20 protein-coding genes and 4 pseudogenes are annotated in these 25913 nt (G+C 68.9%); 10 read left to right on the forward strand and 14 right to left on the reverse strand.

Annotated features, from left to right (window positions below):
* The first annotated feature begins 61 nt into the window (after positions 1 to 61).
* Complete coding sequence (locus tag ACGFMM_RS15260) at positions 62 to 484, forward strand: DUF6924 domain-containing protein (protein WP_393646727.1); 423 nt, start codon at positions 62 to 64, stop codon at positions 482 to 484.
* A gap of 135 nt (positions 485 to 619) precedes the next feature.
* Here ACGFMM_RS15260 and ACGFMM_RS15265 read toward each other — a convergent pair whose 3' ends face one another.
* From ACGFMM_RS15265 to ACGFMM_RS15280, 4 genes are all read right to left on the reverse strand, one after another.
* A complete protein-coding gene (locus ACGFMM_RS15265) occupies positions 620 to 1438 on the reverse strand; it encodes an SDR family NAD(P)-dependent oxidoreductase (protein ID WP_393646729.1) in 819 nt (272 codons plus the stop codon).
* A gap of 170 nt (positions 1439 to 1608) precedes the next feature.
* A complete protein-coding gene (locus ACGFMM_RS15270) occupies positions 1609 to 3213 on the reverse strand; it encodes a GMC oxidoreductase (protein ID WP_393646731.1) in 1605 nt (534 codons plus the stop codon).
* A gap of 154 nt (positions 3214 to 3367) precedes the next feature.
* Complete coding sequence (locus ACGFMM_RS15275) at positions 3368 to 4285, reverse strand: cyclase family protein (protein ID WP_393646733.1); 918 nt, start codon at positions 4283 to 4285, stop codon at positions 3368 to 3370.
* A 32-nt stretch (positions 4286 to 4317) separates the two neighbouring features.
* Positions 4318 to 5847, reverse strand: coding sequence for a gluconokinase, GntK/IdnK-type (locus ACGFMM_RS15280; protein ID WP_393646735.1), 1530 nt, complete (start codon positions 5845 to 5847; stop codon positions 4318 to 4320).
* Between the two features lie 441 nt (positions 5848 to 6288).
* On the opposite strand from ACGFMM_RS15280, the gene ACGFMM_RS15285 reads away from it, so the two are divergent.
* Positions 6289 to 7140, forward strand: a complete 852-nt coding sequence (locus tag ACGFMM_RS15285) for a universal stress protein (RefSeq protein WP_393646737.1) — start codon at positions 6289 to 6291, stop codon at positions 7138 to 7140.
* A 77-nt stretch (positions 7141 to 7217) separates the two neighbouring features.
* The gene (locus ACGFMM_RS15290) at positions 7218 to 8060 is read left to right on the forward strand and encodes a hypothetical protein (protein WP_393646739.1); all 843 of its coding nucleotides are present in this window, start codon (positions 7218 to 7220) and stop codon (positions 8058 to 8060) included.
* Between the two features lie 63 nt (positions 8061 to 8123).
* On the opposite strand, the gene ACGFMM_RS15295 is transcribed toward ACGFMM_RS15290, so the two are convergent.
* Positions 8124 to 10469, reverse strand: a complete 2346-nt coding sequence (locus ACGFMM_RS15295) for a SpoIIE family protein phosphatase (RefSeq protein WP_393646741.1) — start codon at positions 10467 to 10469, stop codon at positions 8124 to 8126.
* Positions 10470 to 10830: 361 nt separating this feature from the next.
* Between ACGFMM_RS15295 and ACGFMM_RS15300 the strand changes: the two genes are divergently transcribed.
* From ACGFMM_RS15300 to ACGFMM_RS15310, 3 genes are all read left to right on the forward strand, one after another.
* On the forward strand, positions 10831 to 11163 hold the full coding sequence (locus ACGFMM_RS15300; protein ID WP_393646743.1) for a hypothetical protein: 333 nt from the start codon (positions 10831 to 10833) through the stop codon (positions 11161 to 11163).
* Positions 11164 to 11495: 332 nt separating this feature from the next.
* Positions 11496 to 11852 carry a PRC-barrel domain-containing protein gene (locus tag ACGFMM_RS15305; protein ID WP_393646745.1) on the forward strand — a complete coding sequence of 119 codons (357 nt, stop codon included), beginning with the start codon at positions 11496 to 11498 and terminating at the stop codon, positions 11850 to 11852.
* A 27-nt stretch (positions 11853 to 11879) separates the two neighbouring features.
* Positions 11880 to 12050, forward strand: coding sequence for a hypothetical protein (locus ACGFMM_RS15310; protein ID WP_393646746.1), 171 nt, complete (start codon positions 11880 to 11882; stop codon positions 12048 to 12050).
* A gap of 264 nt (positions 12051 to 12314) precedes the next feature.
* On the opposite strand, the gene ACGFMM_RS15315 is transcribed toward ACGFMM_RS15310, so the two are convergent.
* Positions 12315 to 13448 carry a hypothetical protein gene (locus tag ACGFMM_RS15315; RefSeq protein ID WP_393646748.1) on the reverse strand — a complete coding sequence of 378 codons (1134 nt, stop codon included), beginning with the start codon at positions 13446 to 13448 and terminating at the stop codon, positions 12315 to 12317.
* Positions 13449 to 13961: 513 nt separating this feature from the next.
* Between ACGFMM_RS15315 and ACGFMM_RS15320 the strand changes: the two genes are divergently transcribed.
* On the forward strand, positions 13962 to 15293 hold the full coding sequence (locus ACGFMM_RS15320) for a tetratricopeptide repeat protein (protein ID WP_393646750.1): 1332 nt from the start codon (positions 13962 to 13964) through the stop codon (positions 15291 to 15293).
* Positions 15294 to 15334: 41 nt separating this feature from the next.
* Positions 15335 to 16165 (forward strand): annotated as a pseudogene (locus ACGFMM_RS15325) (IS5 family transposase).
* Positions 16166 to 16181: 16 nt separating this feature from the next.
* Here ACGFMM_RS15325 and ACGFMM_RS15330 read toward each other — a convergent pair.
* The 3 genes from ACGFMM_RS15330 to ACGFMM_RS15340 form a co-directional block, all read right to left on the reverse strand.
* Positions 16182 to 16640, reverse strand: coding sequence for an SUKH-3 domain-containing protein (locus ACGFMM_RS15330; RefSeq protein ID WP_393646752.1), 459 nt, complete (start codon positions 16638 to 16640; stop codon positions 16182 to 16184).
* Positions 16641 to 17311: 671 nt separating this feature from the next.
* Complete coding sequence (locus ACGFMM_RS15335) at positions 17312 to 18931, reverse strand: cation acetate symporter (RefSeq protein ID WP_393646754.1); 1620 nt, start codon at positions 18929 to 18931, stop codon at positions 17312 to 17314.
* Positions 18928 to 19530 (reverse strand): DUF485 domain-containing protein, encoded by a 603-nt coding sequence (locus ACGFMM_RS15340; RefSeq protein WP_393646756.1) that lies wholly within the window; start codon positions 19528 to 19530, stop codon positions 18928 to 18930. Before ACGFMM_RS15340 ends, ACGFMM_RS15335 begins: the two co-directional genes overlap by 4 nt.
* A gap of 999 nt (positions 19531 to 20529) precedes the next feature.
* Here ACGFMM_RS15340 and ACGFMM_RS15345 point away from each other — a divergent pair.
* Complete coding sequence (locus ACGFMM_RS15345) at positions 20530 to 21225, forward strand: hypothetical protein (protein WP_393646758.1); 696 nt, start codon at positions 20530 to 20532, stop codon at positions 21223 to 21225.
* A gap of 34 nt (positions 21226 to 21259) precedes the next feature.
* Here the strand turns inward: ACGFMM_RS15345 and ACGFMM_RS15350 are convergent.
* Both ACGFMM_RS15350 and ACGFMM_RS15355 read right to left on the reverse strand, forming a co-directional pair.
* Positions 21260 to 21352: pseudogene (locus ACGFMM_RS15350) on the reverse strand (IS630 family transposase); the annotation flags it as partial.
* A gap of 359 nt (positions 21353 to 21711) precedes the next feature.
* Positions 21712 to 22620 carry an oxidoreductase gene (locus ACGFMM_RS15355; protein ID WP_393646760.1) on the reverse strand — a complete coding sequence of 303 codons (909 nt, stop codon included), beginning with the start codon at positions 22618 to 22620 and terminating at the stop codon, positions 21712 to 21714.
* A 67-nt stretch (positions 22621 to 22687) separates the two neighbouring features.
* Here ACGFMM_RS15355 and ACGFMM_RS15360 point away from each other — a divergent pair, with 67 nt between their 5' ends.
* Positions 22688 to 23686: an ArsR/SmtB family transcription factor gene (locus ACGFMM_RS15360; RefSeq protein WP_393646762.1), complete on the forward strand. Its 999-nt coding sequence runs from the start codon at positions 22688 to 22690 to the stop codon at positions 23684 to 23686.
* Positions 23687 to 23831: 145 nt separating this feature from the next.
* Here ACGFMM_RS15360 and ACGFMM_RS15365 read toward each other — a convergent pair whose 3' ends face one another.
* The 3 genes and pseudogenes from ACGFMM_RS15365 to ACGFMM_RS15375 form a co-directional block, all read right to left on the reverse strand.
* Complete coding sequence (locus tag ACGFMM_RS15365; protein WP_393646764.1) at positions 23832 to 24323, reverse strand: SRPBCC domain-containing protein; 492 nt, start codon at positions 24321 to 24323, stop codon at positions 23832 to 23834.
* 62 nt (positions 24324 to 24385) lie between these two features.
* Positions 24386 to 24983 (reverse strand): annotated as a pseudogene (locus ACGFMM_RS15370) (IS701 family transposase); the annotation flags it as partial.
* Positions 24977 to 25855: pseudogene (locus ACGFMM_RS15375) on the reverse strand (IS630 family transposase); the annotation flags it as partial. The pseudogenes ACGFMM_RS15375 and ACGFMM_RS15370, both read right to left, overlap by 7 nt.
* Between the last annotated feature and the right edge of the window lie 58 nt (positions 25856 to 25913).

The raw sequence follows: 25913 nt of genomic DNA on the forward strand, positions 1-25913 counted from the left end.
CGGGTGCGGTGGGTGCCTGGTCCGGGCAGTCGATGTCAGCGTCAGGTGAGAGGATCACGAGATGCCTCTGCCCCAGCCCGATGATCTGACCTCGCTGGTCCTGCGCACCGACTTCGGTGACGAAGGGGCCTGGGACGCGGTTCGAGCCGCACTCGACGCGGCTGACGAGTACGTCCATGCCACGTATGTCAGCGAGCTTCGCTTCGCCGGTGTGGAGGTCCAGGCCTTGATGGCCGAAGAGGCCGCTGCGGACGAAGACGACCGGATCATCTACATGTTCGTGGCGGACGCGGCCACAATGAAGGACCCGGGGCACCCACTCCTGGCCGTGGACCTCGCGGACGAGCCCGGGCGAACGTTCAGGGTCCCGGCTCGGTGGTTTCCTGACATCTCGGCCAACCTCAGCATCGCCAACATGGACTTCGCGGAGTACGCCGACGCCGCTGACGGATCAGGTACCTTCCGCGGCTTTGACCAGGGCTGACGCCTTCTCACCGAATCCCCGCTCGACGATCCGGTGTCGCCGGGTGGCTGGGAGCGGACAGGGGCGCTGTGCGGGGGCCGAGGCGGGGTGGCCGGTCGGTGGAGCGTGACAGGTCATTTCGGCCGTGACTGTCGGTCAGACCCGCGGGGCGCGTGGCTCCATCCGGAACTCGAAGCCGAGGGTGCCCGGGTCGAGTGCGGTCGCGCCGCCGTCGACCGTGAGCACCGCACCGTTCACGTACGAGGCGGCGGGCGACAGCAGCCAGGCGATGGCCTCCGCGACCTCCTGCGGCTCACCGGGCCGCCCGGCCGGCAGGACCCGGGTCACCTCCTCGTACGCCGCTTCCAGACCGTTCCCTTCCAGGCCCGCCTCGTCGGCGAACCGGTTCATTCGGCGGTCAGCCATATCGGTGCGCACCCAGCTCGGGCACACGGTGTTGGCGCGCAACCCCGCGCCCCCGTAGTCGACCGCGAGCGAGCGGCACAGCTGGAGCAGCGCCGCTTTGGAGGTGGCGTAGGCGGCGTTGCCGACGCCATTGCGCAGGGCGGACACCGAGGCCACCGCGACCACCGCGCCGCGGGCCTCGAGCAGGTGCGGGAGCGCGGCGCGCAGCAGCAGGAACGGACCGGTGAGGTTGGTCCGCATGACCTCGTCCCAGTCCTCCAGAGTCACCTCTCCCACCCCGCCGCCCCGCCCGATGCCGGCGTTGAGCACCAGACCGTCGAGCCGCCCGTACGTGCCGACCACCGTCTCGACGAGCGAGGTCACCGCGGCGGGGTCTCCGATGTCCGACGGTACGGGCAGGGCGCCGGTCTTCTCGGCGACCAGCCGCAGCGGCTCGGGGCGGCGCCCGGACACCGCCACCTTGTGTCCCGCCCGGGTCAGTGAATGCGCGGTCGCCGCCCCGATCCCCGTTCCGCCCCCGGTCACCAGGTACACGCGCTCGTCCGCCATCTCCGCCGCCTCTTCCGTGTCTCGCCCGCCGCCCCCGTCCCGGTGATCTTAGGCGTGTGACGCTCCGGGGCCGGGCAGGCGAACCATCGCCAGCGGCTTGGCCCTTGGTGCGTCCTGGATCGCTTTGGCTTGGCCTCGGGGTCCGAGACGTGGTTGACGACCAGCCGGGCTCAGCCCAGCCGCTCCAGAAGATGGTCGCCGACCCGCAGCGCATTGGCGATCGCCGTCAAGGACGGATTGACCGCGCCGATGCTCGGGAAGAAGCTCGTGTCGACGACGTAGAGGTTGTCGAGGTCGTGGGCCTTGCAGTTGACGTCCAGCGCAGAGGTGGCCGGGTCGGTGCCGAATCGTACGGTGCCTGCCTGGTGCGCCGTCGCTCCGATCGGCATGCCCTTGTGCAGGTAGATGCTGTGGGACAGCAGGTGGTGCTCGTGCATACCCAGGTGGCCGAGCATGCCCTGCAGCTTGTGCCGGAGCCGCTTCAGGCCTTCGACGTTGTTCTTCTCGTCGAGAGCGAGGCGGATGCGGGCGGCACCGTCGAGGGTGACCCGGTTGTCTGCAAGTGGCAGGTCCTCGCCGCACAGCCAGAAGTCGACGGCGTGGTGCGCCAGTACCTCGAACGGCATGTCGGGCGTCACCGCACCGGCCCACCGCGGGGCCTCGCCGTGGATCTGCTCGGCGTCCGACTTGCCCAGCATCTGGATGCCGCCGAGCGGGTAGTCCCAGTCGTCCGCCCCGAGGTACCAGTCGTGCAGGGCCAGGGTCTTCTGGAACTGAGTGTCGTTGGGCTCCTTCGACACCGCCATCAGGGCCAGGTTGTTGTGGCGCATGTAGAAGCGGCCGACCACGTCGGAGCTGTTCGCCAATCCGCTGGGATGGTGTTCGTTCGCCGAGGCCAGCAGTAGCGCCGCCGAGTTGACGGCCCCGCAGGAGACGACCACCACATCCGCCGTGAACCGGACCTCCGAACCGTCGGGCAGCCGGCCGACGACCGCACTGACGCTTCGTCCCCTCGCATCGGTCTCCAGGCGGACCACCTGCGTGTTCGTGACCATCTCGATGTTGGGGTGTCGCAGGGCCGGCTCGACGCAGATCACCTCGGCGTCGGACTTGCCACGCACCAGACACGGAAAGCCGTCCACCCGGTTGCAGCGGATGCAGACACTGGAGTGGGTGGCCCGCCCCCCGTCCTCCTGGCTGAGATTGACACCGATCGGCAGGTGGAAGGGGTGCAGACCACGCTTCTCGAGGTCGTCGCTCAACTGCTGGATGCGCGGCTCGTGTTCCACGGGCGGATGGGCGTACGGGGCACTCGCCGCGCCCTCGGTCGGATCCTCGCCGTGCCGTCCGTGCACGAGGTAAAGGTGTTCGGCCTGCGTGTAGTACGGCTCCAGCTCCTCGTACCGGATCGGCCAGGCGGGGGAGAGGCCGCCGTGATGACGGAGCTCGCCGAAGTCCTCGGGCCGCAGCCGGAAGAGGGCGGCACCGTAGAACTTGGTGTTTCCGCCGACGTAGTAGTTGACCTCGGGTGGGAACTCACTGCCGTCCTTGTCCAGCCAGAACTCCGGCGCCCGGTACTTGCCCTTGACGAACACGGCCGTCGAGTCCCAGTTGTCCCGCTCGCGCGGCAGGTAGTCGCCACGTTCGACGAGGAGTACGCGCTTGCCGGACGGGGCGAGCCGATGGGCGAGGGTACCGCCGCCGGCGCCGGTGCCGATGATGACGACGTCGTAGTGAGGGGCGTCGCCCACGGTGACCACCGTCCTTGTGATCATGGCCTTGAACTGGCCGCGGACCCCTTCAACCCGCTGTGCGGGCCCCCGCTGCGCTGGCTCCCGCTGTGCGGGGCCGAGCGTCCCACCCGTTCGAACGTAGCCGCCCTCCCCCTGAACGGCGACCGGAGCGGCGGTCGCCGGCCGGCCCCGTCGGTCACAGCACCGCGATCGGGTTCACGGGCGACCCAGTGGCTCCGGGCAGCCGTAGCGGGGCGACCGCACACAGGAAACTCCATCGCCCGGTCTGCGCGCAGACCGGGACCAGGTCCTCGAACTGCAGGTAGTCCATCAGATGGATGCCCATGGCATGGATGGCCAGGACGTGCACCGGGAAGGAGACGCCCCGCACCGTGCTGGGCGCGGTGTCGTTGTTGCCGTCGCCGCCCAGGACAGCGACCTTCCGTTCGGCCAGGAACCCCAGGGCGGTCGGGTGGAGGCCGGCCCGAGCCGTCGCCGCGTTCCACGGGCCGAGTTCCGTACGACGGAGGCGGTGTCCCACCCGGACGAACAGCAGGTCTCCCGGTCCGACGCGGACTCCTTGCGCGGCCTCGGCGGCCGTCAGATCGTTCGACGTCACGTGGTCGCCCGGTTCCAGCCAGGGCACGCCACGCAGCCGCGGGATGTCCAGCAGCACGCCCCGACCGACGATGCCGTCCGCGGCCAGGTCCACGGAGAGCGCACGGGCACCCTCGGGCGTCACGCTGCTCGCGGGCACCCCGCCGTACAGCTCCCCGTCGAGCACCACGTGGCAGAGCGCGTCGAGATGGCTGTCCGCGTCCCCGTGCACGTTCATGGCGAAGCGGTCGGTGGCGAAGTGCAGCCCCTCCGCGCGGAGGTCGTCCGGAGCAGGCCCGGTCATCCGGTGCACCGCGGGCTCGGGGTCGTCGGGGCCCGGCACGGTCTCGATCGGAGCGGCCAGCGACACCGTACGTCCGAGGCGGACTTCCGCGACAGCCGCCACCACCCGCTCGGGCGTCACAAGGCCGAGGGCGCCACGCCGACCGTCACCCGTCGACTGCGCGGACTCGCGCCGCAGTCGCTCGTAGAGCGCCCGGAAGTCGTGCGAGCTCATACCGGGCACGGCCGACAGCGGTGTCGGCGGGGTCACGGCGGCCCCCACGGGGTGAGGCCCCACCGGAGCACGTGCGAGGCGCCTCCCTCCAGGACGGTGAGATCCGTGCCGCTCCGAAATGCGTCCGGCGGACAGGACATGGCCTCCACGGCGACACCGCGGCGCCGCCGTTCGGGTTCGGCCAGCGTGTCACCCGTGTACACCTGTACGTACCGCGTGCCTTCGCCGAGCCACAGATCGACACCCCGCAGCCCCGAGGGATGTGCCAGCCGCACCACGGCCCGGCCGTCGGAGGCGCGGTCGAGTCCGGTGAAGGCGGTGTCCAGGCGCAGACCGCCGACGGGGCGGGCCGCGCGGAAGTCGTACGGGGTGCCCTCGACGGGCCTCCGGCCGATCGGCAGACCTCGTTCGTCGGTACGCAACAGATACCGGGCGGGAACGGTCAGCACGGCACTGTCGACGAGGTCGGTGCCTACCGTGAGATAGGGGTGCTGCCCCACCCCGTAAGGAGCGGGCTCCGTACCGGTGTTGGTCGCGTGGACGGTGGTCCTGAGCCCTTCCGGGCCCAGGCGGTACTCGACGCGGACCTCCACGAGGAACGGATACCCGGGCTGTGGACAGAGCGTCGTGCCGAGCATCACCGCGTCATCGGTGTGGGCGACCGGTTTCCACAGGGTCCAGCGGAGCAGCCCGTGGATCGCGTTGTTCTTCTCGACCTCCGTCAGGGGGAGTTGCAGGCTCCTGCCCCCGAAGTCGTAGCGCCCGCCGCCTACGCGGTTCGGCCAGGGGATGAGCAGTTGTCCTCGCCCGCCCGTGATGGCGGACCCTGCGGAGAAGCCGTCGAGCAGAGGCCGGCCGTGCACGACGTAGTCGCGCAGGGCGCCGCCCAGCTGGACGACAACCGCGCTCTGTGCTCCGTGAACCAACCGCCATGACTCGCCCGTGGGGCCGGGGGGCTCGGAAGGCCCGTTGCGCGCCACGGCGCGGACGGGTTGCTCCGTGTCCGATCCGGCCGGCTGTCTCCCGGAAGCGGACTCCCGGCGCATCAGCGAGAGAACCGCCGTGACGACGGCCTCGGGAGGCTGGTCGACCTCCACCACCAACGGGTGCTCGTCGGGTGCCGGCTCCTGGAGTTCCGCGAGCTGGCTCTCCAACAGGCCCGCCGGGAAGAAGTGACCGTGCCGAGAGGTCAACCGCGAGCCCAGCAGCTCGCGTGAGGCGTGCAGGTACACCAGCAGAACCTCCGGGCGGCCGGCCAGCAGAGTGTCCCGGTACGCACGCTTGAGCGCGGAGCAGGTCACGACGGCCTGGCGACGGCCGGCGATCGCCTCGTCCATCCACTCCCGGATCGCTTCGAGCCACGGTCCCCGGTCGCTGTCCGTGAGGGGATGACCGGCGGCCATCCTGGCGCGGTCGGCCTCTGAGTGGAACTCGTCCCCGTCCCGGAACGCCCAGCCGAGACGGTCGGCGAGGAGGCGCCCCACCGTCGTCTTGCCCGACCCGGCGACGCCGACCACGAGCACGAGTCGCGGCAGCTCCTCTGTCTCTGTTCCGTCTGCCACGGGTACGTGGGTCCCGGACGTCAGGCCCGCACCGGCCGGGGCGCGACGCGCAAGCTGAAGATCATGACGGCGGCGGCGCACACCATCCATCCGCCGCTGTGCGTGTCCGCTCGCCGACCGGGCGCAGTCGCGTGGGTCGTCATGGACAGGTTCCTCCGCTCGTCCGGTCCGGCCGCCGAGGCGTCGCTGCCCGGTGGGTCGTACACCTCCAATCTGACCCCCGGCGCCATCCGGCGCATGTCGGCCGAGCCGCACCGGCGCCGGCACCACCTCATGGGGCGTCATCCGCCGGATGGGGTACTTCGTCAGCGTCGCCGAACGCTGCGCACACCATGGGGTTCAGCGACTCGGTAGCTTCCTGACCAGGTGTCCTCGTTCAAGGATGCCCATCGGCGCCCCTGCGAGGGCATGCCGACGATGGCCCTAGGCGAGGAGAGCGGCATGTCCCGACCCGTCACTGTGGGAGTGGACGGCTCCGAAGGAAGCGTGGCGGCGCTGGACTGGGCCGCCGACGAGGCCGCCCTGCGCGGCGACGGCCTGCGACTGGTGTACGCCACCCGGTGGGCGGAGCATCAGTTGGGAGCGATGAAGGTGTCGCACGAAGACCGTGCCGGCGAGGCGGAAGGCGTGCTGGCGGAGACCGAGCGGCGTGTCGGATCCCGGCAGCCGGGCCTTGCCATGAGCGCTGACGAGGTCGAAGACGCGCCCGTCAGCGTGCTGCTCGCCGCCGCCGCCGAGGCGGAGCTGCTCGTCGTCGGCTCTCATGGGTTGGGGAGCGTCCGCGGGTTCATCGTCGGTTCGGTAGGGCAGGAGGTCATCGCCGAAGCAGAGCGTCCGGTGGTTCTCGTACGCCCCGGATACGAGAAGGACAGCTCTGGTACGTCCGAGGGGAACAGCCGACGGAAGGTGGTCCTCGGTCTGGATGTGAACGAAGCCGAGGACGAGCTCCTGGACTTCGCGTTCGACTTCGCCACGCGGCACCGCGTCCCGCTGGAAATCGTGCACACGTGGCACGAGTCCTTCGTCCACCACACCAGCGCAGCCGCGAAGGACGAGAAGGCGGCAGCACTCGCCGGCGCGGTGCGACCGTTCCGGGACAGGTTTCCGTCGACGGAGGTGGCGGAGGTGTCCGCTCCGGGACGGGCGGCCGAGCATCTCATCGAGGCCGCGTCGGATGCGCGTCTCGTGGTCGTCGGTCGACGCAGGGCAGCGAGGGGCGCTCACATCGGATCGATCACCCACGCCGTCATCCACCACGCCTCCTGTCCTGTCGCAGTCGTACCGCACGCCTGACAGATGGGGACACCGGACATTCAGGGAGTCCACGTTTCACTGTCCGCGGGGCACCGGAGCTGGAACAGGTGCGTGTCGTGAAACCGCCTGAGCACCGCGCCGAAGGCGCAGGACCGTTCACCACCCGGCGCACCTGGCACCGCGCGGAAGGGCAGACGGTGGTATGGGAGTCACGGCTCGCGCGCAAGCGCGGGGCCCTGTCCGTCCGCGGCCCCGGAGGCACGGTCGCGATGTCCCCGACTGCCGACGTCGAGGCCCTCGATCGCCTCCGGAGGCTCAATTCCGTCGCATCGGGTGCGTTCTTCCTCGGCGGAATGCTCTTCGCTCTCGGCGCCGGGGTCGCCCAGTTCGGCTCGGGCGACCCGATCGAGAGCGCCTCGATCTACTTCGCGGGCGGGCTGTTCTTCAACATCGGCGGCTACACCGCGCTCTTGCAGGTGCTGAACGCGCCTCGCCACTCCCAAGGGGGCGGCCCACTGGCAACGCCCGGCTGGCGGTGGTGGGGGTACGAGCCGATGCGTCTGGACTGGCTCAGCACGTTCGTGCTGTTCGCCGGGACGCTGGTGTTCGGAGTCAACCTGCTGGATTCCTTCCTGCAGGGGCTCACCGTCCAGCAGGTCAACCGGCTGATCTGGACTCCCGACGTGGTCGGGTGCGTGCTGTTCCTGGTTTCGGGTCATCTCGCGTTCGCCGAGATCTGCCATCGCTCCCGGCCCTGCATCCGCTCGCGCAGCCTCGGCTGGTGGGTGGTCGCGGTGAATCAGTTCGGGTCGGTGCTCTTCATGGTCTCCGCGTTGGCCGCCTTCACCCGGCCCAGCACCCAGAGCCTGGTCAACACCGACATCGCCAACTGGGGGACGCTGTTCGGCGCGCTGTGCTTCTCGCTCGGTGGGGTACTGCAGGCCTTCGAACGTCCCTAGAACGCGTCATCCCGGCGTCGTGACGTCTGTCAGGTCGATGCCTGTGCGCAACGCAAGAGCTCGTCAGGACGGGTGGGGAAGTTCCTGTTCCGTCCAGATGGTCTTGCCGTTGTCGCTGAAACGGACCCCCCAGTTCTGCGCGAGTTCGGCGCAGATGAACAGGCCGCGGCCGCCCTCGTCGCCGGTTTTGGCGTGGCGAAGGTGCGGTGAGACGGGGCTGGAGTCGCTGACCTCGAAGGTGAGCGTGCGGACGCTCTTGATCAGGCGGAGCGTGAAGGGAGGGGTGCCATAGCGCACGGCGTTGGTGGCCAGTTCGCTGACGATGAGTTCGGTGGTGAACGAGAGCGCGTCGAGGTTCCATTCGGCCAGCTGACGCCGTGTGCGGGCGCGGGCGCCGGCGACGGCTGCGGGGTCTGCGGGAAGGTCCCAGGTGGCAACGAGGCTGGGATCGAGTGTGTGGGTCCGTACGAGGAGGAGCACCGCGTCGGTGCCGGGGGAGGAGGCCGGGACGGTGCGTACGGCCTCGTCGCGCAGGGCGTCCAGCGGGCGTCCGCTGTCGGCGAGGACCTGCCGCAGACGGTCCTGGCCTGCTTTCCTGTCGGCATCGGCATCGGCATCGGCCTCGGCTTCAGCCACGGACAGGAACGCGTCGGTGTGGAGGGCGATGATGCTTCCCTCGGGCAGGCCGAGACGAGTACTGGCGAAAGGTGCCCCGTCGCCGCCCAGTGGGGGAGCGGCGGGAATATCGGCTGCCTCGGTGGTCCCGTCGGGATACGCGAGTACCGGTTGCGGGCCACCGGCGAGGGCGAGGGTACAGCTCCGGGTCAGCGGGTCGTAGACCCCGTAGAGACAGTCGGCGGTCAGCGTCTGGCTCCGCAGGGGATCACCGGGCGGCAGGTCGGCGCGTTCGGCGGCGAGTCGGGCCACCGTGTCGTCGAGGCGGGCGAGCAGCTCGTCCGGTTCCAGGTCGAGTGAGGCCAGGGTGTGGATGGCGGTGCGCAGCTGGCCCATCGCCATGGCGGCGTGGATACCGGTACCGGAGACGCTGCCGACGGTGAGGGCGATCCGCGCGCCGGAGAGCGGGAAGACGTCGAACCAGCCGCCGCCGGCAACAGCCGCCTGGTGGTAGTAGGCGCTCTCCGCGGTGGTGTGCGACGCCGGGCGCTGGGGCAGCAGACGCCGCTGCAGGGTCAGCGCGATGGTGTGTTCTCGCGTGTAGCGGCGTGCGTTGTCGATGTGCAGTGTGGTTCGCGCGGCGACCTCCAGGGCGAGGTCGAGGTCCTCGTCCACGAACAGGTCGCGATCGGGGGAACGGTAGAGGCTCAGCGTTCCGTAGACACCGTTCCGCAGGGTCAAGGGGGTGACGACGGCGGAATGCGCGCCCGATGGGTGCATGGGCACCGAGCTCCGCGGATCGGGGTCAGGGGTGTCATCCGGGCGGTAGGTGACCAGATGGGGGCGCAGGTCGGTCAGGGACTGGAGCCACGCTGCCGGAAAGCGGAACGGGCCCGTTCCGGCGGCTTGCGAGTCCCGTCGGTCCGTCGAGGCGAAGGCCATGCGCCGCAGGGGTACGTGGGGCCCGACCGGCGCTGACGGAGGCTCGTCGCCCTGGACGACCGGGTCCAGCAGGTCGACCAGCGCGGCGTCGGCGAAGGCGGGTACGAGGATGTCGACGAGTTCCGCGCAAGTGGCGTCCAGCTCCAGCGTGTGCCCCAGGCGTTCGCGCACGGTGTCGAGGATCCGAGCGCGGGCGAGGGCGTGCTCGCGGACGGTGACGTCCACCGCCGCTGTGGAGAGACCCAGTACCTGGCCCTCGGCATCATGGAGCCGGAACACGGAGGCGGAGTACACATGCTCGTGATCCGGGTCGTTGGGCGGACGCGCGCGCACGAGCCTGTCCAGCGCGGGTTCGCCGGTGGCGAGCACGTCGCGCGTGATTGCCATGAACTCGTCGGGGTCGGACAGCCGGAAGACATCACTGAGCCGGCGACCGAGCATGTCCGTGTGGTCGAACCCGTTCATCCCCGACCCTGCGGTGTTCACCCGCAGGACGCGCAGCTCGGGATCCAGCACCTGCATCCCGATGGGCGACTGGGTGAACATCGCCGCCAGCAGCGCCTGCTCCCGCGCTTCCGCGTCCTCCCCAGTGCGGAGCAGGTCCACACTCCAGCCCGAGCAGCCGTCGCGCAACGTCACGGGCCGCATCACGAGTTTCGGGGCCGCCGCCGTGCTGCCGGAACGACCACCCGCGTCGGCACGGGCCGGGGTCCACGCTCGGAGCAACAGCTCCATGGCGGGACGGTCGAGTGCCTCGGACGCTCGGAGGCCGAACAATGACCTGGCCTCCTGGCTCCACTCCACCACGACACCAGCTGCGTCGATCACGAGCAGCGCGTCGTCCGGAGCCATGGGCAGATCGCCTCCATGCGTCACTCTCCGACGGCGGGCAGATCAGCCGGGCATGCCGGGACGCCTGCGTCCGGTCAGGTCACCTCCAGAGTGCCTCCCGCTGAAGGACGCCGCACCTCGGCGCGGCACAAGGTGGCAGGCGACCCTGCTGGAGCGGGCCGGCCGGATCTGCAGTGAACCGGAAGTCCAGCTCGTCGTGGTTCTGCTGTCGCCAGTCCGTTGTCGGCGGCGTCCGTCGGGTCATCTCTCTTGTGACGAGATGGCATAGGGGGCATCCGGGTGGATCCGCCCTATGTCTGCAACTGGCCTCAGTCCCCGTGCCGTCGTCCTCTGCAGTTGCACGACGACCCGGGAGGCACTCATGAATCGGTTCCAGACGCTGGCAACGGCTCCGGCCGCGCAGGTGGACCTCGACCCGTACCGCTTTCCTGGCGCGTTGATCGACGACCGTCACGAGGAGGCGTCGACGGCCCGCGGCACCCTTGCGTTCGGCGACTACCCGTTGCCGGCGCCTGGACCCTCGAGTCGCCCGTCCATTCGTCTGGAGCCGGCCGACCGCCGCCGGCTGGAGCTGCACACTGCTCTCACCAAGGCGGGTATCGCGCCCCTGCCCGGTGACCTCGACGCCATCGAGGCCCTGTGCACGTTGGACGACACCACCCACGTCGCGCTCCGGCGGTGGCTCGCCTGCTGACCGGTGTGGTCTTCGGGTTGAGCTGCAGGCGCGCCGGAAGTCCCGGGGTGAGGGCGCAGTGGGATTCTTCTGGTGCGTGCGGAGGCGCGTGCAGTGACGGGCGGGCCTACGGGAGCCGGGGTTACCGTGAAATGACGGCGCAGTCGCCCCGCCGGCGGCCTGGTACTCACACAGAAGCGGCCGCGACGGGCTACGGCAGCGCACCCGTAGACGGGCGGATCCACATGGCCGCACGGCCATGGCTCGCGCTACCAAGCCGACAACATCACGCAGGCCACGGAGATCCTCGTCGCGGCGCTGCCCCCACCGACGACCGAAACGGAGGAGCCGGCATGATCCAGGCGGCGGACATCCGCGAGTGGCGCTCTCAGGGCGTGGTGGACCCGCGTGGCCGCAGGATCGGGGAGCTGGAGGCCGTCTACGTCGACACCCGCACCGACGAACCGGCCATGGCCACGGTCCGTGTCGGACTGCCCACGCGCCGCCGCCTGGTGTTCGTCCCCCTGGACGGGGCGATCGTGGGGCCGGGGTACGTGAAGGTCGCCCATGACAAGGCGCTGGTGAAACGGTGTCCCTCGATCGGCACCGACGACGTCCTGCCCGCCGAGGACGAGGAAGCGGTCTTCCGTCACTACGGCCTCGCCTACGAGCCCGGGGCCAACGGCGAACGACGACTGGCCCGACGCTGAGCCCACGACCGCCGAGGAGGCGGCCCCATGACACTCTTCCTCGCCCTGATCATCGTCGCGATCGTTCTGGGCCTCATCGGCGCCGTCGCCGACGGACTCCTCTTCCTGCTCTTCATCGGCATCGCGGTGTTCGTGGCAGACCTCGTCTACATGGCACTCCGCACCCGCCACTCCGTCCGCCACCGCCCGGCCCGGTGACCCCGGGGAGAGGCGGCGCGGTGACCCTGCGGGCTGCTTGATGAGCGAGCTGTGTTGGCCCTACGGACGATATCGCGACGCTGGAGTGACGCTCGTTCAGATGAGAGGTCAGGCGCGCCGCCGGGCTGGGCAGGCCACTTGACGAGCGGCGCGGGTGGGCGAATAGATCGCCGCGCGAGCGTACGGACTGGTTCCGATCCTGGCCGCTCCCGTTCGCCACCCTTGATGCGATGCGATGCGATGCGATGCGCCGTGCGGGCCTGCTTACCAGGTGACACGCACGGAAGCGTCGGGGCCGGACGCGAAGGTGAGGCGGCTGACCGCCATGGTTCCATCGCTCCAGTGGAGGGGCGGTGTGTGCGACCCTGCTTCCCACACGCCGCTGGATCCGGCGTCCAGGTTCGGCGCGCCTCGGTTCATGGGCGTGCGTGCGGGGTCTATGTGCCAGATGAGCAGACCGTCGCCGGGGAAGGAACGGTCGTACTTCCGAGGCCCGTCGGCTCTGCGGCGTTCGAGGAGGAAGTACTCCGACGCGCCGTGACTCTGATGCCAGAGGATGACGGCCCCGTCCGGACGCTCTGCGGAGATCTCGGCGACGTCCACGCTTCCGTGAGCCTGCAGTTCGACCTGCCGGGGCTCGCACCAGCCGAGTTGGAGCTTGTGCCAGGCGTCCAAGTGAACGGTCGCCTGGTCGTTCGAGTAGAAGGGGTACGCGCCCATCAGCGTGAGTAGGTAGTTCATGCTGCCTGGGTTGTACATGTCGATGGTGCCGAGTGAATGAGCGACCTCGTGCGCTATTTGGTAGAAGGGCGTGAAGGGGCCGGCGAAGGCAATCTGCACTGCGAGGGTCACGGTCACCTCGGAGAGAGGGTCGCCTCCGAAGAGCTCGGTCGTCGCGTACACGGGCTCGTTGGGCCGGCTCGCCGGGAAGCGCTGGCGGATGTTCTCGATGACGAGCACCACGAGCTCGTCACTGCTGACCAGCAGGTCGAATGCGTCTCCGTCGATTCCGATGAACGCCCACGGCGAGTAGTCGATGATCTTCTGAGCCACCCTCTGTATGTGCGTCGAATCGTCGGGGTTCCCGAACGGCCCCATGGGGAACGGGCCGTCTATCGCCACTCTGAAGAGGGAGAACCGACCGATCGAGCATTCCTCGACATAGCCTGCGAGCCCGGCGGGATTGACCGGGGAGTCCGTCGAGAACGGAGGATCGGGGTGTCCGAAGGACAACTGGTCGTAGTAGGAGGGCGGATGCACCGAGGCCAGTCGTGGAAAGTCGCCCTGCGCATTGTCGTCGTACTCCAGGAGGAGAACGAGGAGCGGACGCGATCCGAGGGCTTTCCTGCCCAGCACCCGCATGGATGCGTGGCCGAAGTCAGTGAGTGTGGGTGCCATGAGAACCAGCCCGGGTCCGTGAATCATTCGACGGGCACAAGAGGCTCGGTGGCCGTCCCGGGGACGTGCCCACCCGGCTCTACCAGCCAATATCGCACACGGGTGTATCCCTCGCACTCCAGCGGGCGTTGCGTGAGGCGAGTGTTGCGCGAGGCGGGCGGTGCCGGCCATGCGGTGCCCGGATCCGTCAGAAACTCGACCCGCACCGCCGACTCGGACTGACGCCGCGGTCTTCGAGCAGACGTCCTGATAGCTGATGCCGGGAGCGCGGGCACCGAGTTCGAGCGCGTGGGTGGGGTTCGACACGGCGGTCTCTGCCGCTGGGCGCCGGCGACGTCCGCCTCGAGGCCGGTGCTGGGGGCGTCGTTCCAGCAGTAGATTCCGTCAGTCGTAGCGCTGGGGTGCAGGGTCGTTGAGGGTCACAATTCGCGCAGGGCGCTCGGTGGTGCAGGGGGTGGCGTCGAGCGAGCGCCCCTCGGCGGCATGTCAGTGTCTACTTCTACGCTTCCAGCCGTGAAGATAGATGATCTTGCATGGCAGGTGAGCAACTACGGCGGTCTTTCCTCGCGGAAAGTGGATCTCCTGCTGGAGCACGGTCACCTGGACCTGGTGATCCGGGCAGCAGAGGAGCGCGGCGAGTGGTTCTGCGCAGAGGGCGCGGCGGAGGAACTGTGCCGGTCGGGCGAGTTCGCGCGGGCGCTGGAGGTGATGGAGCCGTTCGTCGCGACCGGGTGGCGTACAGCCCTGTGGGCGAAGGCGGACATCCTGCTGCGGGCGGGCCGTTCGGATGAGGCCCTGGATCTGGTCCGCCCGGACGAGGAGGGCCGAGCCTCACAGATCGTGTGCCGTGACTTCGCCGAACTGCTCGCCAAGGCAGGGCGCGTCGACGAGGCCATCGACCTGCTCGTGCCGCACATCGGCGAGTCGTGGCTCTGGTCGGTCCTGGTGGAGATCACCGAAGGTCGGGACCGAGACGAGCGGGTGCTGGAGTTGATCGCCCCGCACGCGGAACCCGTGCGGGGAGCCCGCGACGTGGGCTGGTGGGATTGCTCCCGCTCGGGCGCGCAGGAGCTCCAGGCCAAGGTGCTGGAACGCGGGGGCCGCGTCGACGAGGCGATCCGAATCCTTGGCGAAGACATGGCCGAGGATCGCTACCTCACCCAGAACATCCTCACCGCCTACGCCGAACTGCTGGCGCGCCACGGTCGGCTGGACGAGCTGCGCGAGCTGGCCACCGGGCAGGACGCACACACCGTCCTCCACCTCTACGCCGACGCCCTCCGGGACCGCGGCCGGGCTGAGGAAGCCGAGGTTGTGATGCGTGATGCCATCGCCGCCGACGACTGGGTCGGGTACCGGGCCTGGCTTTCCTCGGCCTTGTTGCGAGACGGCCGGCTGGACAGCGCGATCACCGTGGCCGAACCCGGATTCAGCTGGTACGACTGCTCCAACCTCCTGGCCCCGCTCGTCTACCCGCTTCTCGACCGGCCCGTGGAACTGCTCCACCTCCTGGAGCACCCCCTTACCGTGCCCCACCACGGCCACGAAGAGTTCCAGCACTGGTGGCGGGCCTTCGCTCTCGCCGGTCTCGGCCGTGCCGAGGATGCGATTGCCGTGGTCGAAGCCCACCCAGATCCGTGGACCGACCCTGGCATCGTCAGGGCCGGCCTCCTCATCACCGCCGGCAAACTGTTCGACGTCCTGGTCCAGCAAGGGCTGGCGGCCGAGGCCATAGCCGACCACCCCACAATGGCCGAGCAGCGAGCCAAACAGCGCGCTGCCGAGGCAAAGACCGAATCCGTCCCTCCCCGGGGGGACGGCTACTCCCTGGAGCCACCCTTCTAGGCAGTGTCTTCAAACGATCTTGCCTGGTAGATCATGGTGTCGTGATTCGTCGCCATGAACTGTCCGATGCCGAGTGGGAGTTCGTACGGCCGTTGCTGCCTGAGTCATTGCGGAGGGCGGAAGCGGCTGGACGACCGCAGGTGCTGGACGGGATCGTGTGGAAGTTCCGGACCGGGACGGCCTGGCGGGACGTGCCCGAGCGTTACGGGCCATGGGCCACGCTCCACACCCGTTTCCGCAGGTGGGCGGCGGACGGGACGATCGACCGGATGCTGCGGGCCGCCCAGGCGAAAGCGGACGCGGCAGGTGACATCGACTGGCTGGTGTCCGTCGATTCCACGGTCGTCCTCGCCCACCAGCATGCGGCCGGGCCCGGAAAATGGGCTCCGCGACCCGGCACTCGGCCGGTCCCGGGGCGGTCTGACCAGCAAGAATCACCTGGCCTGCGACGGGCGGGGCCGCCCGCCCGCCTTCCTCATCACCGGTGGGAGCACCAACGACTGCACCCGGTTCACCACCGTGATGGAGGCGATCCGGGTGCCCCGGATCGGACCCGGGCGGCCCCGGGTCCGTCCTGATCACGTCCTGGGCGACAAGGGCTACAGCTCGAAGGCGATCCGCGCCTGGCTCCGCCGCCGGGGCATCGCCCATACGATTCCCGAACGGCGCGATCAGGTCCGCAACCGGCTCCGGCGAGGCCGCCACGGAGGCCGCTCGTCGGCCTTCGACCGCAATGTCTACAAGCACCGCAACGTCGTGGAACGCTGCTTCAACCGCCTGAAGCAGTGGCGCGGCATCGCCACCCGATGCGGCAAGACCGCCGATTCGTACAAAGCAGCCTCGTCCTCGCATCACTCCTGATGTGGGCGTGACATTTGACGACAGAACCTAGAAGAATCTCATGTCCCAGTCGCCCGAGATCAGGGCCCGCACGGCTTCCTCGAAGCCGTGCGCGACACGCTGAACTCCGGCGTCGCCACCGAGGGCGATGTCACCGTTCTCTGCGAGAAGAACCATCTCCTCGGTCGAGAGGGCGATGCCCACCGGCAAGGCGGACATGCCGAGGCGCTTCTCGAAGTACCGCACGTTCGGCGCGAACGCCTCTGCGGCCTCTTCGACCGAGATTGTCAGCGAGGTCTCGTTCCCGGTGACGTGCGACGGCCAGAAGACCGTCGTCTCGCCGTACTTCCCGAGGAACGCCACGAGCTCGTCGGTGACGTCGAAACCCGCCTCCTGGTAGACCAGGCAGGCCCCCTCGATGTCCATTGGACCGCACTCGACACGCGAGGCACCGGCGAACGCCCTTCCGAGCGATTCCTCCCTTGCCCTGCTCCGCTCGTCACTCATCCGGTGTGCACCTTTCTGACCATTCCGCGCATGTCTGGCAGTTCTTGCACATGGTGAATCTCTTGCCCTTGGTGCTGCCGGTCACGATATCGAGGTTCTTCAGATCGACTCCGTCGTCAGGGGCGCCCGCGACGAGAGCAGTGCGAGGTGGGTCAACTTCTGCGGCCTGACCAGACACGCCCTGAGCTTCGTCGGGCTGGAACCACGGCTACTTGGCCAGGCTAATAAGGTCATCGATGCTTGTGACGCCCACGAGTGCGAGTGCAGAGACGGAGAGTCCCACCATCGTCGTCCAATACGTCGCGTTGGTGCTTTTCCCGGCCGCTACGTCACTACGCAAATGCTGAGCGGCCTCCGTGAGCGCGTAGAAGGGGGCCAAGAAGAGAGCAAGGCCGATCGCGATCTCCGGCAGTGAGGGTTTCTCGCCCTCGCGTAAACCCATTAACGTCAGATCACGGGCCGAGTATCCAGGCTGACTGCTGCGCACTCAAGCCGACCTGGTATGCGTACCGCCTCCCGGAACAGACCGGACCCGTCGCCAACTCACGCACTCTCGCCAAGTGAAGCGCTCAGTCACACTGCGGCACCAGGACACTCGAGGCACCTCGGGACAGCAGAAAGGGCGCCCGGCCTGGATTCAGGCCGGACGCCCTTTCGTCGGGGCGTGCGCGTCAGGACGCGGAGGCGGTGTTCGCCTCGGTTGTGCCGGCCAGGATCGTCGCCTCCACCGCTTCGTACCGCATGAGCTGGTCGGCCGGGTCACGCTGGTAGAGCACCGTGCCGAGCCAGCCCGCGAGGAAGCCCAGCGGGGCCGAGAGGATGCCCGACGTGGTGAACGGGAACCAGTTGAAGTCCTGGTCCGGGAAGATCGCCTGGGGCGATCCGGACACCAGGTTGCTGCCGGTCATGAGGATGATCGCGGAGGCGCTGCCCACGATGAGGGTGCAGAGCAGTCCCGTACGGGAGTAGCGGCGCCAGAAAAGGCTGTAGATGAGGGCCGGTGCGACCGCGGACGCGCCGATGCAGAACGACAGGGTGAGCAGTGCCTGAAGGTTCAGATGCCGTGCACCGGCGGCGATCGTGATCGCCACGAGCCCGACGCCCGCCGCGGCGGTCCGGGCGATGGCCATCTCTGTGGAGTCCTTCAGTTGCGCCTTGCGGCGCAGCCCGTGCGTGATGAGGTCGTGCGCCAGGGTGTTGGCGCAGGCGAGGGTGATCCCGGCGACCGAGGCCAGCAGGGTGAGGAAGATGGCTGTCGCCACGGCTGTGAACAGCAGAGTCTCGATGGTCGTCTGGTCCGTGCCCATGACGGCCTGGCTGACCATGAGGAACGCTGTCTTGCCCTGCGGGTCGCCGGCGACGATCCCCTTGTGGCCGACGATCGCGGCCGCGCCGAAGCCGATGACGGCGATCAGCAGACAGGTCACGACGACGGTCGACACGGCCCAGGACATCGAGCGCCGCACGGCTGCCGCGCTGCGCGCGGTGAACATGCGCATGGTGATCTGCGGCAGTACCGCGGCGCCGAGCACGACTGTCAACTGAGTGCTGATCATGTCGAGTTCGTTGCCTCCGAACTGCAGACCGGAGGCGAGATAGGCGTCTCCCACCCCGCTGCCGCGCTTGGCGGCGTCCAGCAGGGAGGGCAGGCTGAAGTCGAAGCGGTTGAGGATGAGCGCGGCGATCGCGAGGGAGGCGCCGAGCAGGACGACGGTCTTGACGATCTGGATGAAGGCGGTGCCCTTCATGCCGCCGATCGCCGCGTACGCGATCATCAGCAGGCCCAGGAACACGATCGCGCCGGTCTTGAAGCCGTCGGCGTCGAAGCCGAGGACGACGGAGAGGAGATCGCCGGCACCCGCGAGCTGGAAGATGACCAGCGGCAGCAGTGCGGTCAGGGTGACCGCGGCCGTGGTGATCCGCACGGCGGGGCCGGGGAGACGCCGGGTGAAGACGTCGCCGATCGTGAACCGGCCGGCGTTACGCAGCGGTTCGGCGAGCAGGAACATCATCAGGACCAGCGAGAGCACGGTGCTCAGGGCGAGCGTGACGCCGTCGTAGCCGACAAGCGCGATGATGCCGATGGTGCCGAGCACGGTGCCGGCGGAGATGTAGTCGCCGGCGATCGCGAGGCCGCTCTGCACGGGGGAGAGCGAGCGGTAGCCGGTGTAGAACTCGCCCAGGTCGTCACGATCGGGGCCGGTCATCACGCACTGCAGCAGCGTGACGGTGATGACCGCGATGAACGCCATCAGCGACATGGTCTGGGCCTCGGAGCTGAAGCCGGTCATGCGCGTGCACCTCCGGTGGGCTGCTGCCAGACGGGACGTCCGGAGCGGCTCTGGCGTTCTTGCCTGGGCGCGGCTGCCGCGGCTGCCTGCTCGGCGCGTTCGCGGATCGCCGCGGCGAGTGGGTCGACGCGCTTGCGCGCGATCCGCTCGTACACCGCGATCGCAGCCAGCGCCACGGGCAGCTGGAGGAGCCCCAGGACCAGACCGGTGGTGAGACCACCGGTGATGTTGCCGGTCATCATCGAGGGGGCGTAGCCGGACAGGAAGAGGAAGATGACGAAGTAGCCGAGCGCGGTGAAGGTGGCGACGCGGCGGAGCCTGCGGTAGGCCGATCCGAGCCGGTGCAGATCATCACGATCGTCGGTGGCGGCGGGCGGTTGCGGCTGCGGGGACGTGTCCCAGGGCTGCTGCGTGGAGTCCCAACCCTGCGGAGAGGAGTCCCACGCTCGTGGGGACGAGTCCCAGGCTGCCTGTGGATCGGTGTCCCAGGACGGCGATCCACCCTCCCAGGCGTGCGACGCCGCCTCTTGGCGGTGCCGCCCGGCATTCCGGTGCTGGGGTACGGGCGGTGGGCCGGGGAAAGGCTGGTGGTACGACATCGATCTTGCTCCTTGCGGCCCCGGGGGACGGGCGGGTGGCGCTGGTGGTCCGCGTACGTTACTCATGGGTATCGCTCTTGCGTAAGGGGTTTCCGACCGCTCGGTATGTCGGTTCGGTGACGATCCTGTGCGCGCGGCGACCGAACCCGCGGTAACCCCCGTCGTGGATCAATCCGCAGGTCACGGGTGAGTCTCGGACCGCTCCTGGGGCTGGGCAGGCCGCTCGGCACGACCGGTCCGGCGAGTGCGCCGGGCGGGCCGACGAAGTGGTCGGGTGGATGCCCTCGGCTGCCCCCGGCCCGGGTCGGCCTGGCCTGCTGCCGATGGCAGGAACGCCTCCGCCCAGGTCCTCGCCTGCCTGCAGCACCGGCCGGCACCCCGCGACCTGATCGTGCCGGGCCTGGCGCTCGCATCGGTCGGCCTTGCGCTCCTGACCGGCGTCGAGGCCGGCGGCTCCTACGCCACCCACCGGCTGCCCGGCGTCCTCCTCATCGGCTTCGCCTTCGGCTTCGGTTTGGATGACCCATCGCCGAACTGCGGGATCAGTTCGCTGACGTCGGCCCCGTTGTCGCCGGCGCCACCCATTCGCCGCCGGTCAGCGGACGGCATCGTGGGTGCCGTCGCGGCGCATCAGATCCACATCGAGGCAGGCGGAGCCCCCAGGCCAGTTGGGCCGCTCCAGGCCAACTGGAATCGGCTACATCGAAAGCGCCGACAAGGACAAATTCGTCTTCATTCCCAACCCAGACCCCGACTGGTACAACAACCCCCACCCCTGACCAGCCCGAGAACACCCTGTCTCACTGCCCGAGCAGAACCCAGCGGCCGGACGAGCCTCTTCCACGGAACCGTCACCACCGCCACGATCCGGCTTTGGCTCCGGGCCCGAGCCGATCTGCTGACTCAGTCCCCGAGGCCTCCGAGATCCGCCGGACAGGACGTAGTGCTGTGACCGGGAAGGTTCACCGGAGCGCCGGCGCGGGCCCGTAGCCTGGCCGGATGCCCGATGACATCCTCGCCCTGTGGCCCCTCGCGCCCGCCTCCGAGACTGACTGGCTCGCTGGGCTTGCCCAGGGCGACGGCCTGACCGGCTACGAGGCACCCGGGCGGCCCGACGCCGCCTGGGTGCTCGGCGGCATGTACGAGCGCGGGGGAACCGCCGGGGATTCGGTCAACAACAGCCAGAGCCGGGACGAGCACCCCGGCCCGGGTTGGGTGCGGCTGCGCTGGGCGGAGCTGGCCGCCCGCATCGGTGATCCGGTAGTGCCACAGGGCCTGTACCCCTGTTTTCGCTGCTTCCCCTCCGCGCGGGGGGCGGGCATCCGGCCCGGCTCGATCGAGTGGCCCGCCGAGGGCAGTCTCGACAGGCCGACATGGGACCAGCTGATCCGGTTTCTGACCGTGCACAGCCCCCAGGGAACAGACACCCCCTGCCTTGCGTACTACAACCCGATCATCATTCAGGATTTCGAAAACGGGCACGTCCGCTCCGGCCGCCTGGGTGACGCCCAGGCCCTTTTCGACAACCCGGACATCCTGTACACCCCCTCCAACCTGTGGGCCGCGGACCGCTCCTGGGTAATCTGCACCGACTACGACCTCTGGGGCACCAAGGTCTGCGGCCCCCGCCCGCTCGTCGAGGCGCTGCTCGCAGACATCGAACTCGAAGCCGTCCGCCTGCCTTGGGCCAGCTAGGGCTATGACCGGGAACGTTCGCCCAGGGCGGTGATCAGGCCGCAGCCGCAGCTGGTAGTGGTCTGCCGCCCCAGCGGATGCCTTTCTCGCTTCGGATGCGGGCGCGTTCTCGTCGTTGAGCGGCGAGGGTGACTTCGACGTCGTCCAGGCTGCGCTCGTTGACGGTGACGCCGCTCGCAGGGAAGCTCCCTCGACCCGTAACTCTCGTAGAGCCGAGGGTTCAGCGACTCCCACTGTTCCTCTGGCAATATCGGCATGACTGCCGTCTTCGCGGCAAGGACGCCGGCCCGCGTCGGACCTGCCCCGAGCCGCTAGGAGCACGATCCGTGACCGGACCCTGGCCTGGTGCGGGGTCTTGTGACCGTAGGCCGCCTTCTTCAACCGTTGCCGCTCGGCGGCCGTCAGGGTTATGGGGCGGGCAGCAGGAACTGACAAGGCAGGCAGGCCGATCGGCAGAAGTGGATCACAGCGCGATGTGGGTCTTGCTCATGCCGTCTCGTCGTGGAGGGGCTCCAGGACGGCGAGTTCTTCCTCCGACAGGTGCAGTGAGCTCACGGCCACGTTCTCGGCGAGGTGGTCGAGGTCTCCGGTGCCAGGGATGGCTAGGACGTGAGGGCCCTGGTGGAGTGTCCACGCCAGTCGGATCTGGGCCGCGCTCACGCCGTGGGCGTGGGCGATGGCGTGCACCTCCGGGCTTTGGTCGGTGGTCGCGCCGGCGGTGCGTCCGGTGCCGGCGATCGAGTAGAACGGCACGAACGCGATGCGTTGTTCACCGCAGAGGTCCAGGAACTCCTTCTGCTCGGGAGATGCGCCGATGCCGTACATGTTCTGGACACAGACCACCGGTGCGATGGTCTGGGCCTCGGCGAGGTGGTGGGGGCGGACGTTGGACACGCCCAGGTGACGGATGAGTCCGGCCTCACGCAGTTCGGCGAGCGCGCCGAAGCGTTCGGCGATGGAGTCGGTGCCGACGATGCGCAGGTTCACCACGTCGAGATGGTCGCGGCCGAGCTGGCGCAGGTTCTCCTCTACCTGGCCGCGCAGTTGCTCGGGGGTGGCGTGCGGCAGCCACTGGCCCGAGGGGTCGCGGCCCGGTCCGACCTTGGTGGTGATGACGAGGTCGTCCGGGTAGGGGGCCAGTGCCTGGTTGATCAGTTCGTTGGCGGAGCGCAACGGTGAGAAGTAGAACGCGGCGGTGTCGATGTGGTTCACGCCGAGTTCGACCGTCCGGCGCAGCACACTGATCGCCTGGTCGCGGTCGCGTGGGACGGCATTGGCTGCGAACGCCTCGCCATGCTGGGGCAGGCGCATCGCGCCGAAACCGATGCGGTTGACCGTCAGGTCGCCGAGCTTCCAGGTGCCCGATGCCGCTGCGGTGATCGTCTGTGAGGTCATGGCGGGATGATCTCCGCACGGTAGATTGGCCCGCCATTGATTCATGCATGTCTGAATCCATCGAGGAGTGGTTGCCCTGGCAGAGCTGGCGTTCTCGACGAGCGATCTGGCGCAGTTGCGGTTCGCCGTCTCCCCGATGTGGGAGGTCGCACCCAGCTTCCGTCTGCTGAGGTCCGGCACTACGCATCCGGTCCACCGGCCCTGGGCCGACCAGGTACGCCCGCGCATGGTGGCCGCCGGGCTGGACCGGGGCTGGCTCTGCGAGCTGATCCCGCCCACCGGCGGCTACGTCCCCGACTTCCTTAACCCGGCCCCCGCCGGACCGGCCCCCACTCCCGTGGCAGAGCGGGATGCGATCCGGGCCTCGCCCGGCGACCGGGTACGCCAGGACCTCGACCACCTGGCCCGCCATCAGGGGAACCTCGGCCCCCGGCTGCGGACCCTGCACAACGACCCACAGGGCCTCCTGGCCAAGGTCACACAAGAGCTCGAAATGTACTGGGAGCTGGCACTCGCCCCCTACTGGGCACGCATCCGGGCAGTCCTGGACGCAGACATCCTCTACCGGGCCCGCATGGCCGCCGAGCACGGCACCGGCCACCTCCTCAACAGCCTGCACCCGTCCTTGAGCTGGGACGGCAATGCGCTACGGATGGCCCGCCGAAAGCAGCCATTGACCCGCACGACGGCAGGAACAGGACTGCTGCTGATCCCCTCGGCCTTCACCGGTCCGGGACTGCGCACCCGGACAACGCTGCCGGATCCACCCCAACTCGCCTATCCGGCACGCGGTATCGGCACGCTTTGGAAGCCGCGCCCGGTAACCCGAGCCGACTCTCTCTCCGCCGTACTGGGCCGCTCGCGGACCCTGCTGCTGACCGAGTTGGAGATGCCGGCCTCCACCACACAGCTGGCCCATCGCACCGGACTCTCCCCCGCCGGGGTATCCCAATATCTCACCGCGCTACGCAACGCGGGCCTGGTCAGCGCCCACCGCGCCGGCCGCTCCGTCCTCTACGCCCGCACCACCGCAGCCGAAACCCTCCTCCAAGCCGCCTCCGCCTGACCTCACGTCAACCCCCGAAGGATCTTCGGAGCCGACCACTTGGCGCCGGGTTCCGTTCCGACGCCGTAGATCGCGATCTTGCTGTTCAGGGGCGGTGCGAAGACAGGTGCGGCCACCGTCAGGGCTCCTCCCCGCGGCAAGGATCTCAGGATGACGACACCAGCTCCTCCAGCTTGTTGAGACTCTGAGTCCAGCCCTCCTCGTGGAGAGCTTGGCGCCCTTCAGTGGCGAAGTCACCCTGGCTGATGACCAACTCGGCCCGTGTACCGCCGATATCGCGAAGCGACAGCGTCACCACCGTCTCCCGATCCTCGGGATCGGGATCCTCCCATCGGAAGGTGTAGGACACGCGTTCCAGAGGGTCGACCTCAACGAATTCCCCCACCAGGTAGAACAGATCGCCCTCCGGAGGTTGCATGGCGATCCGATACCTACCGCCTGGCCGAAGGTCGCTTTCCACACTTGGGATGGTGAACCCGTCAGGACCCCACCACTTGGCCAGTTCCTGCGGTTCGGTCAACGCTCGGAATACGACCGAGCGCGGTGCGCGGAGGACACGCTGCAGATGCAGCCTCAGCCCGCCATCGTGTGTCATCGCGAACCTCCTCCAACCGAAGGCGCCGAGATTGACCAGCATGCTTATCGTAAGTATCCCAGCCGTAGACCGCGATCTAGTGCTCCAGCAGTAGATCGTGATCTTCACGTTCGAGCGGCTTGCCGCCGGTAGTGGCTGGTCTCGGATCGGGCCTGGTGGCGGCGTCGCCAGTCGGACCAGCCGAGCCGGTGGACCGGGTCAAAGGCGGGCCGGATGACGAGGGTGATGAACAGCCGTTGGATCTCGTTGCAGGTGAGCGGTATGAGGACGTCTGGTGCGGGATCGCGGTCGTGTTCGTTCGCGCGGACGACGGCGAGGAAGGCGTGCGCGAGCATGGCCAGGGTGACCCAGCGGGACCAGGACGGGTAGCGGCGGACCTGGTGCTCGTCCAAGGCCGCCAGGCCCTTGCCGGACTGGAAAACTCCTCGACCCGCCACCTTGATCCAGCGACGCGCACCAGGGTGGTTAGCGGCATTGCGGCGGCCGGCGAGTAGTAGCGGTAGTAAGCGAGTTCGCCGGTGCTGCGGTTGCGGCGGATCAGCAACTGCCGGCTCCCGGGCCGGGGGCGGTGAGGTCGATGACGGCCCAGTCGTAGAAGCGGTGGCCCTTGGCTCCGCTCCCTGCGGACAGCTTCTGCCAGGCCCTCTTGGGCACCTTCCTGGCCAGCGTGTCCGCGCGGAACTTCCTGGCGCCTGTGGTGACTCGCACAGCTCGACCTTGTTCTTCGCCGCCCACCTGCGGATCTTCCAGTTGAGGTGGGCGGAGAGGTTGTCGAGGATCACGTAGATCGGGGCGCCGTCCGGGGCGGGCGGCGCGGATGGACCGCAGGGCGGTCCCGGTGTGGTCGATGCCCTTGCGGCGCCGGTTGATTACCCACAGCCTGTCGTCGCCGACCGAGTAGCAGCCGTGGAAGTAGGTGATGCCGTGGGTGCGGCGGTAGGTGGCCGGCAGGCGGTCGGGGCTGCCGTGTTCGGCCCAGCAGGAGCCGGCGGTGAGGCGGATGCCCAGCGGCCCGAACTCGTCGAAGGCGAACGTGCGGCCCGGGCGCTCGTTGAGCGCGTACTCGATCCGTTCCAGCTTGGCGTCGAATGCCAGGTCCGGGGATTCCTTCCAGGTCTTCGTCCGCTGGAAGGTGATGCCGCGGCAGGCCAGTAAGCACCGCAGGGCTTCTCGGCCGATTCGGACGGTCCGGGCCGTGTTCCTGCGCAGGTGATCGACCAACTTGCGGATCGGCCAGCGGGTGAAGGGCTTGCCCAGCACGGTGGGCCGGGTGGTGGCCGTCTGGATGACGAAGTCCTCGTCGTCACTGCTCAGCAGGCGGGGACGGCCTCCCGCCCACTGAGGGTTGAGGCATGCGAGCCCGATCTCGTTGAAGCGGTGGATCACATCCCGGACGGTGTCCACGTCCGCCTGAACCAGCCGGGCGATCACCGGGACCGTGCTGCCGCCGGCCGAGGCCAGCAGCATCATCGCCCGCAGAAACCGCACCGAGGCCGTACTGCCCGCCGGACGATCTGCTGGAGCCTGTGCCCTTCCTGCTCCGTCAGCCTCCGCACCTTGACCGGTGGTGCCATTCCGCCTCCCCTGTTGGTTGGAAGCGACGTCGCCTCCAACCAACACAACGAGCAACCC

The organism is Streptomyces sp. NPDC048604 (assembly GCF_043199435.1).
Lineage (GTDB): Bacteria > Actinomycetota > Actinomycetes > Streptomycetales > Streptomycetaceae > Streptomyces.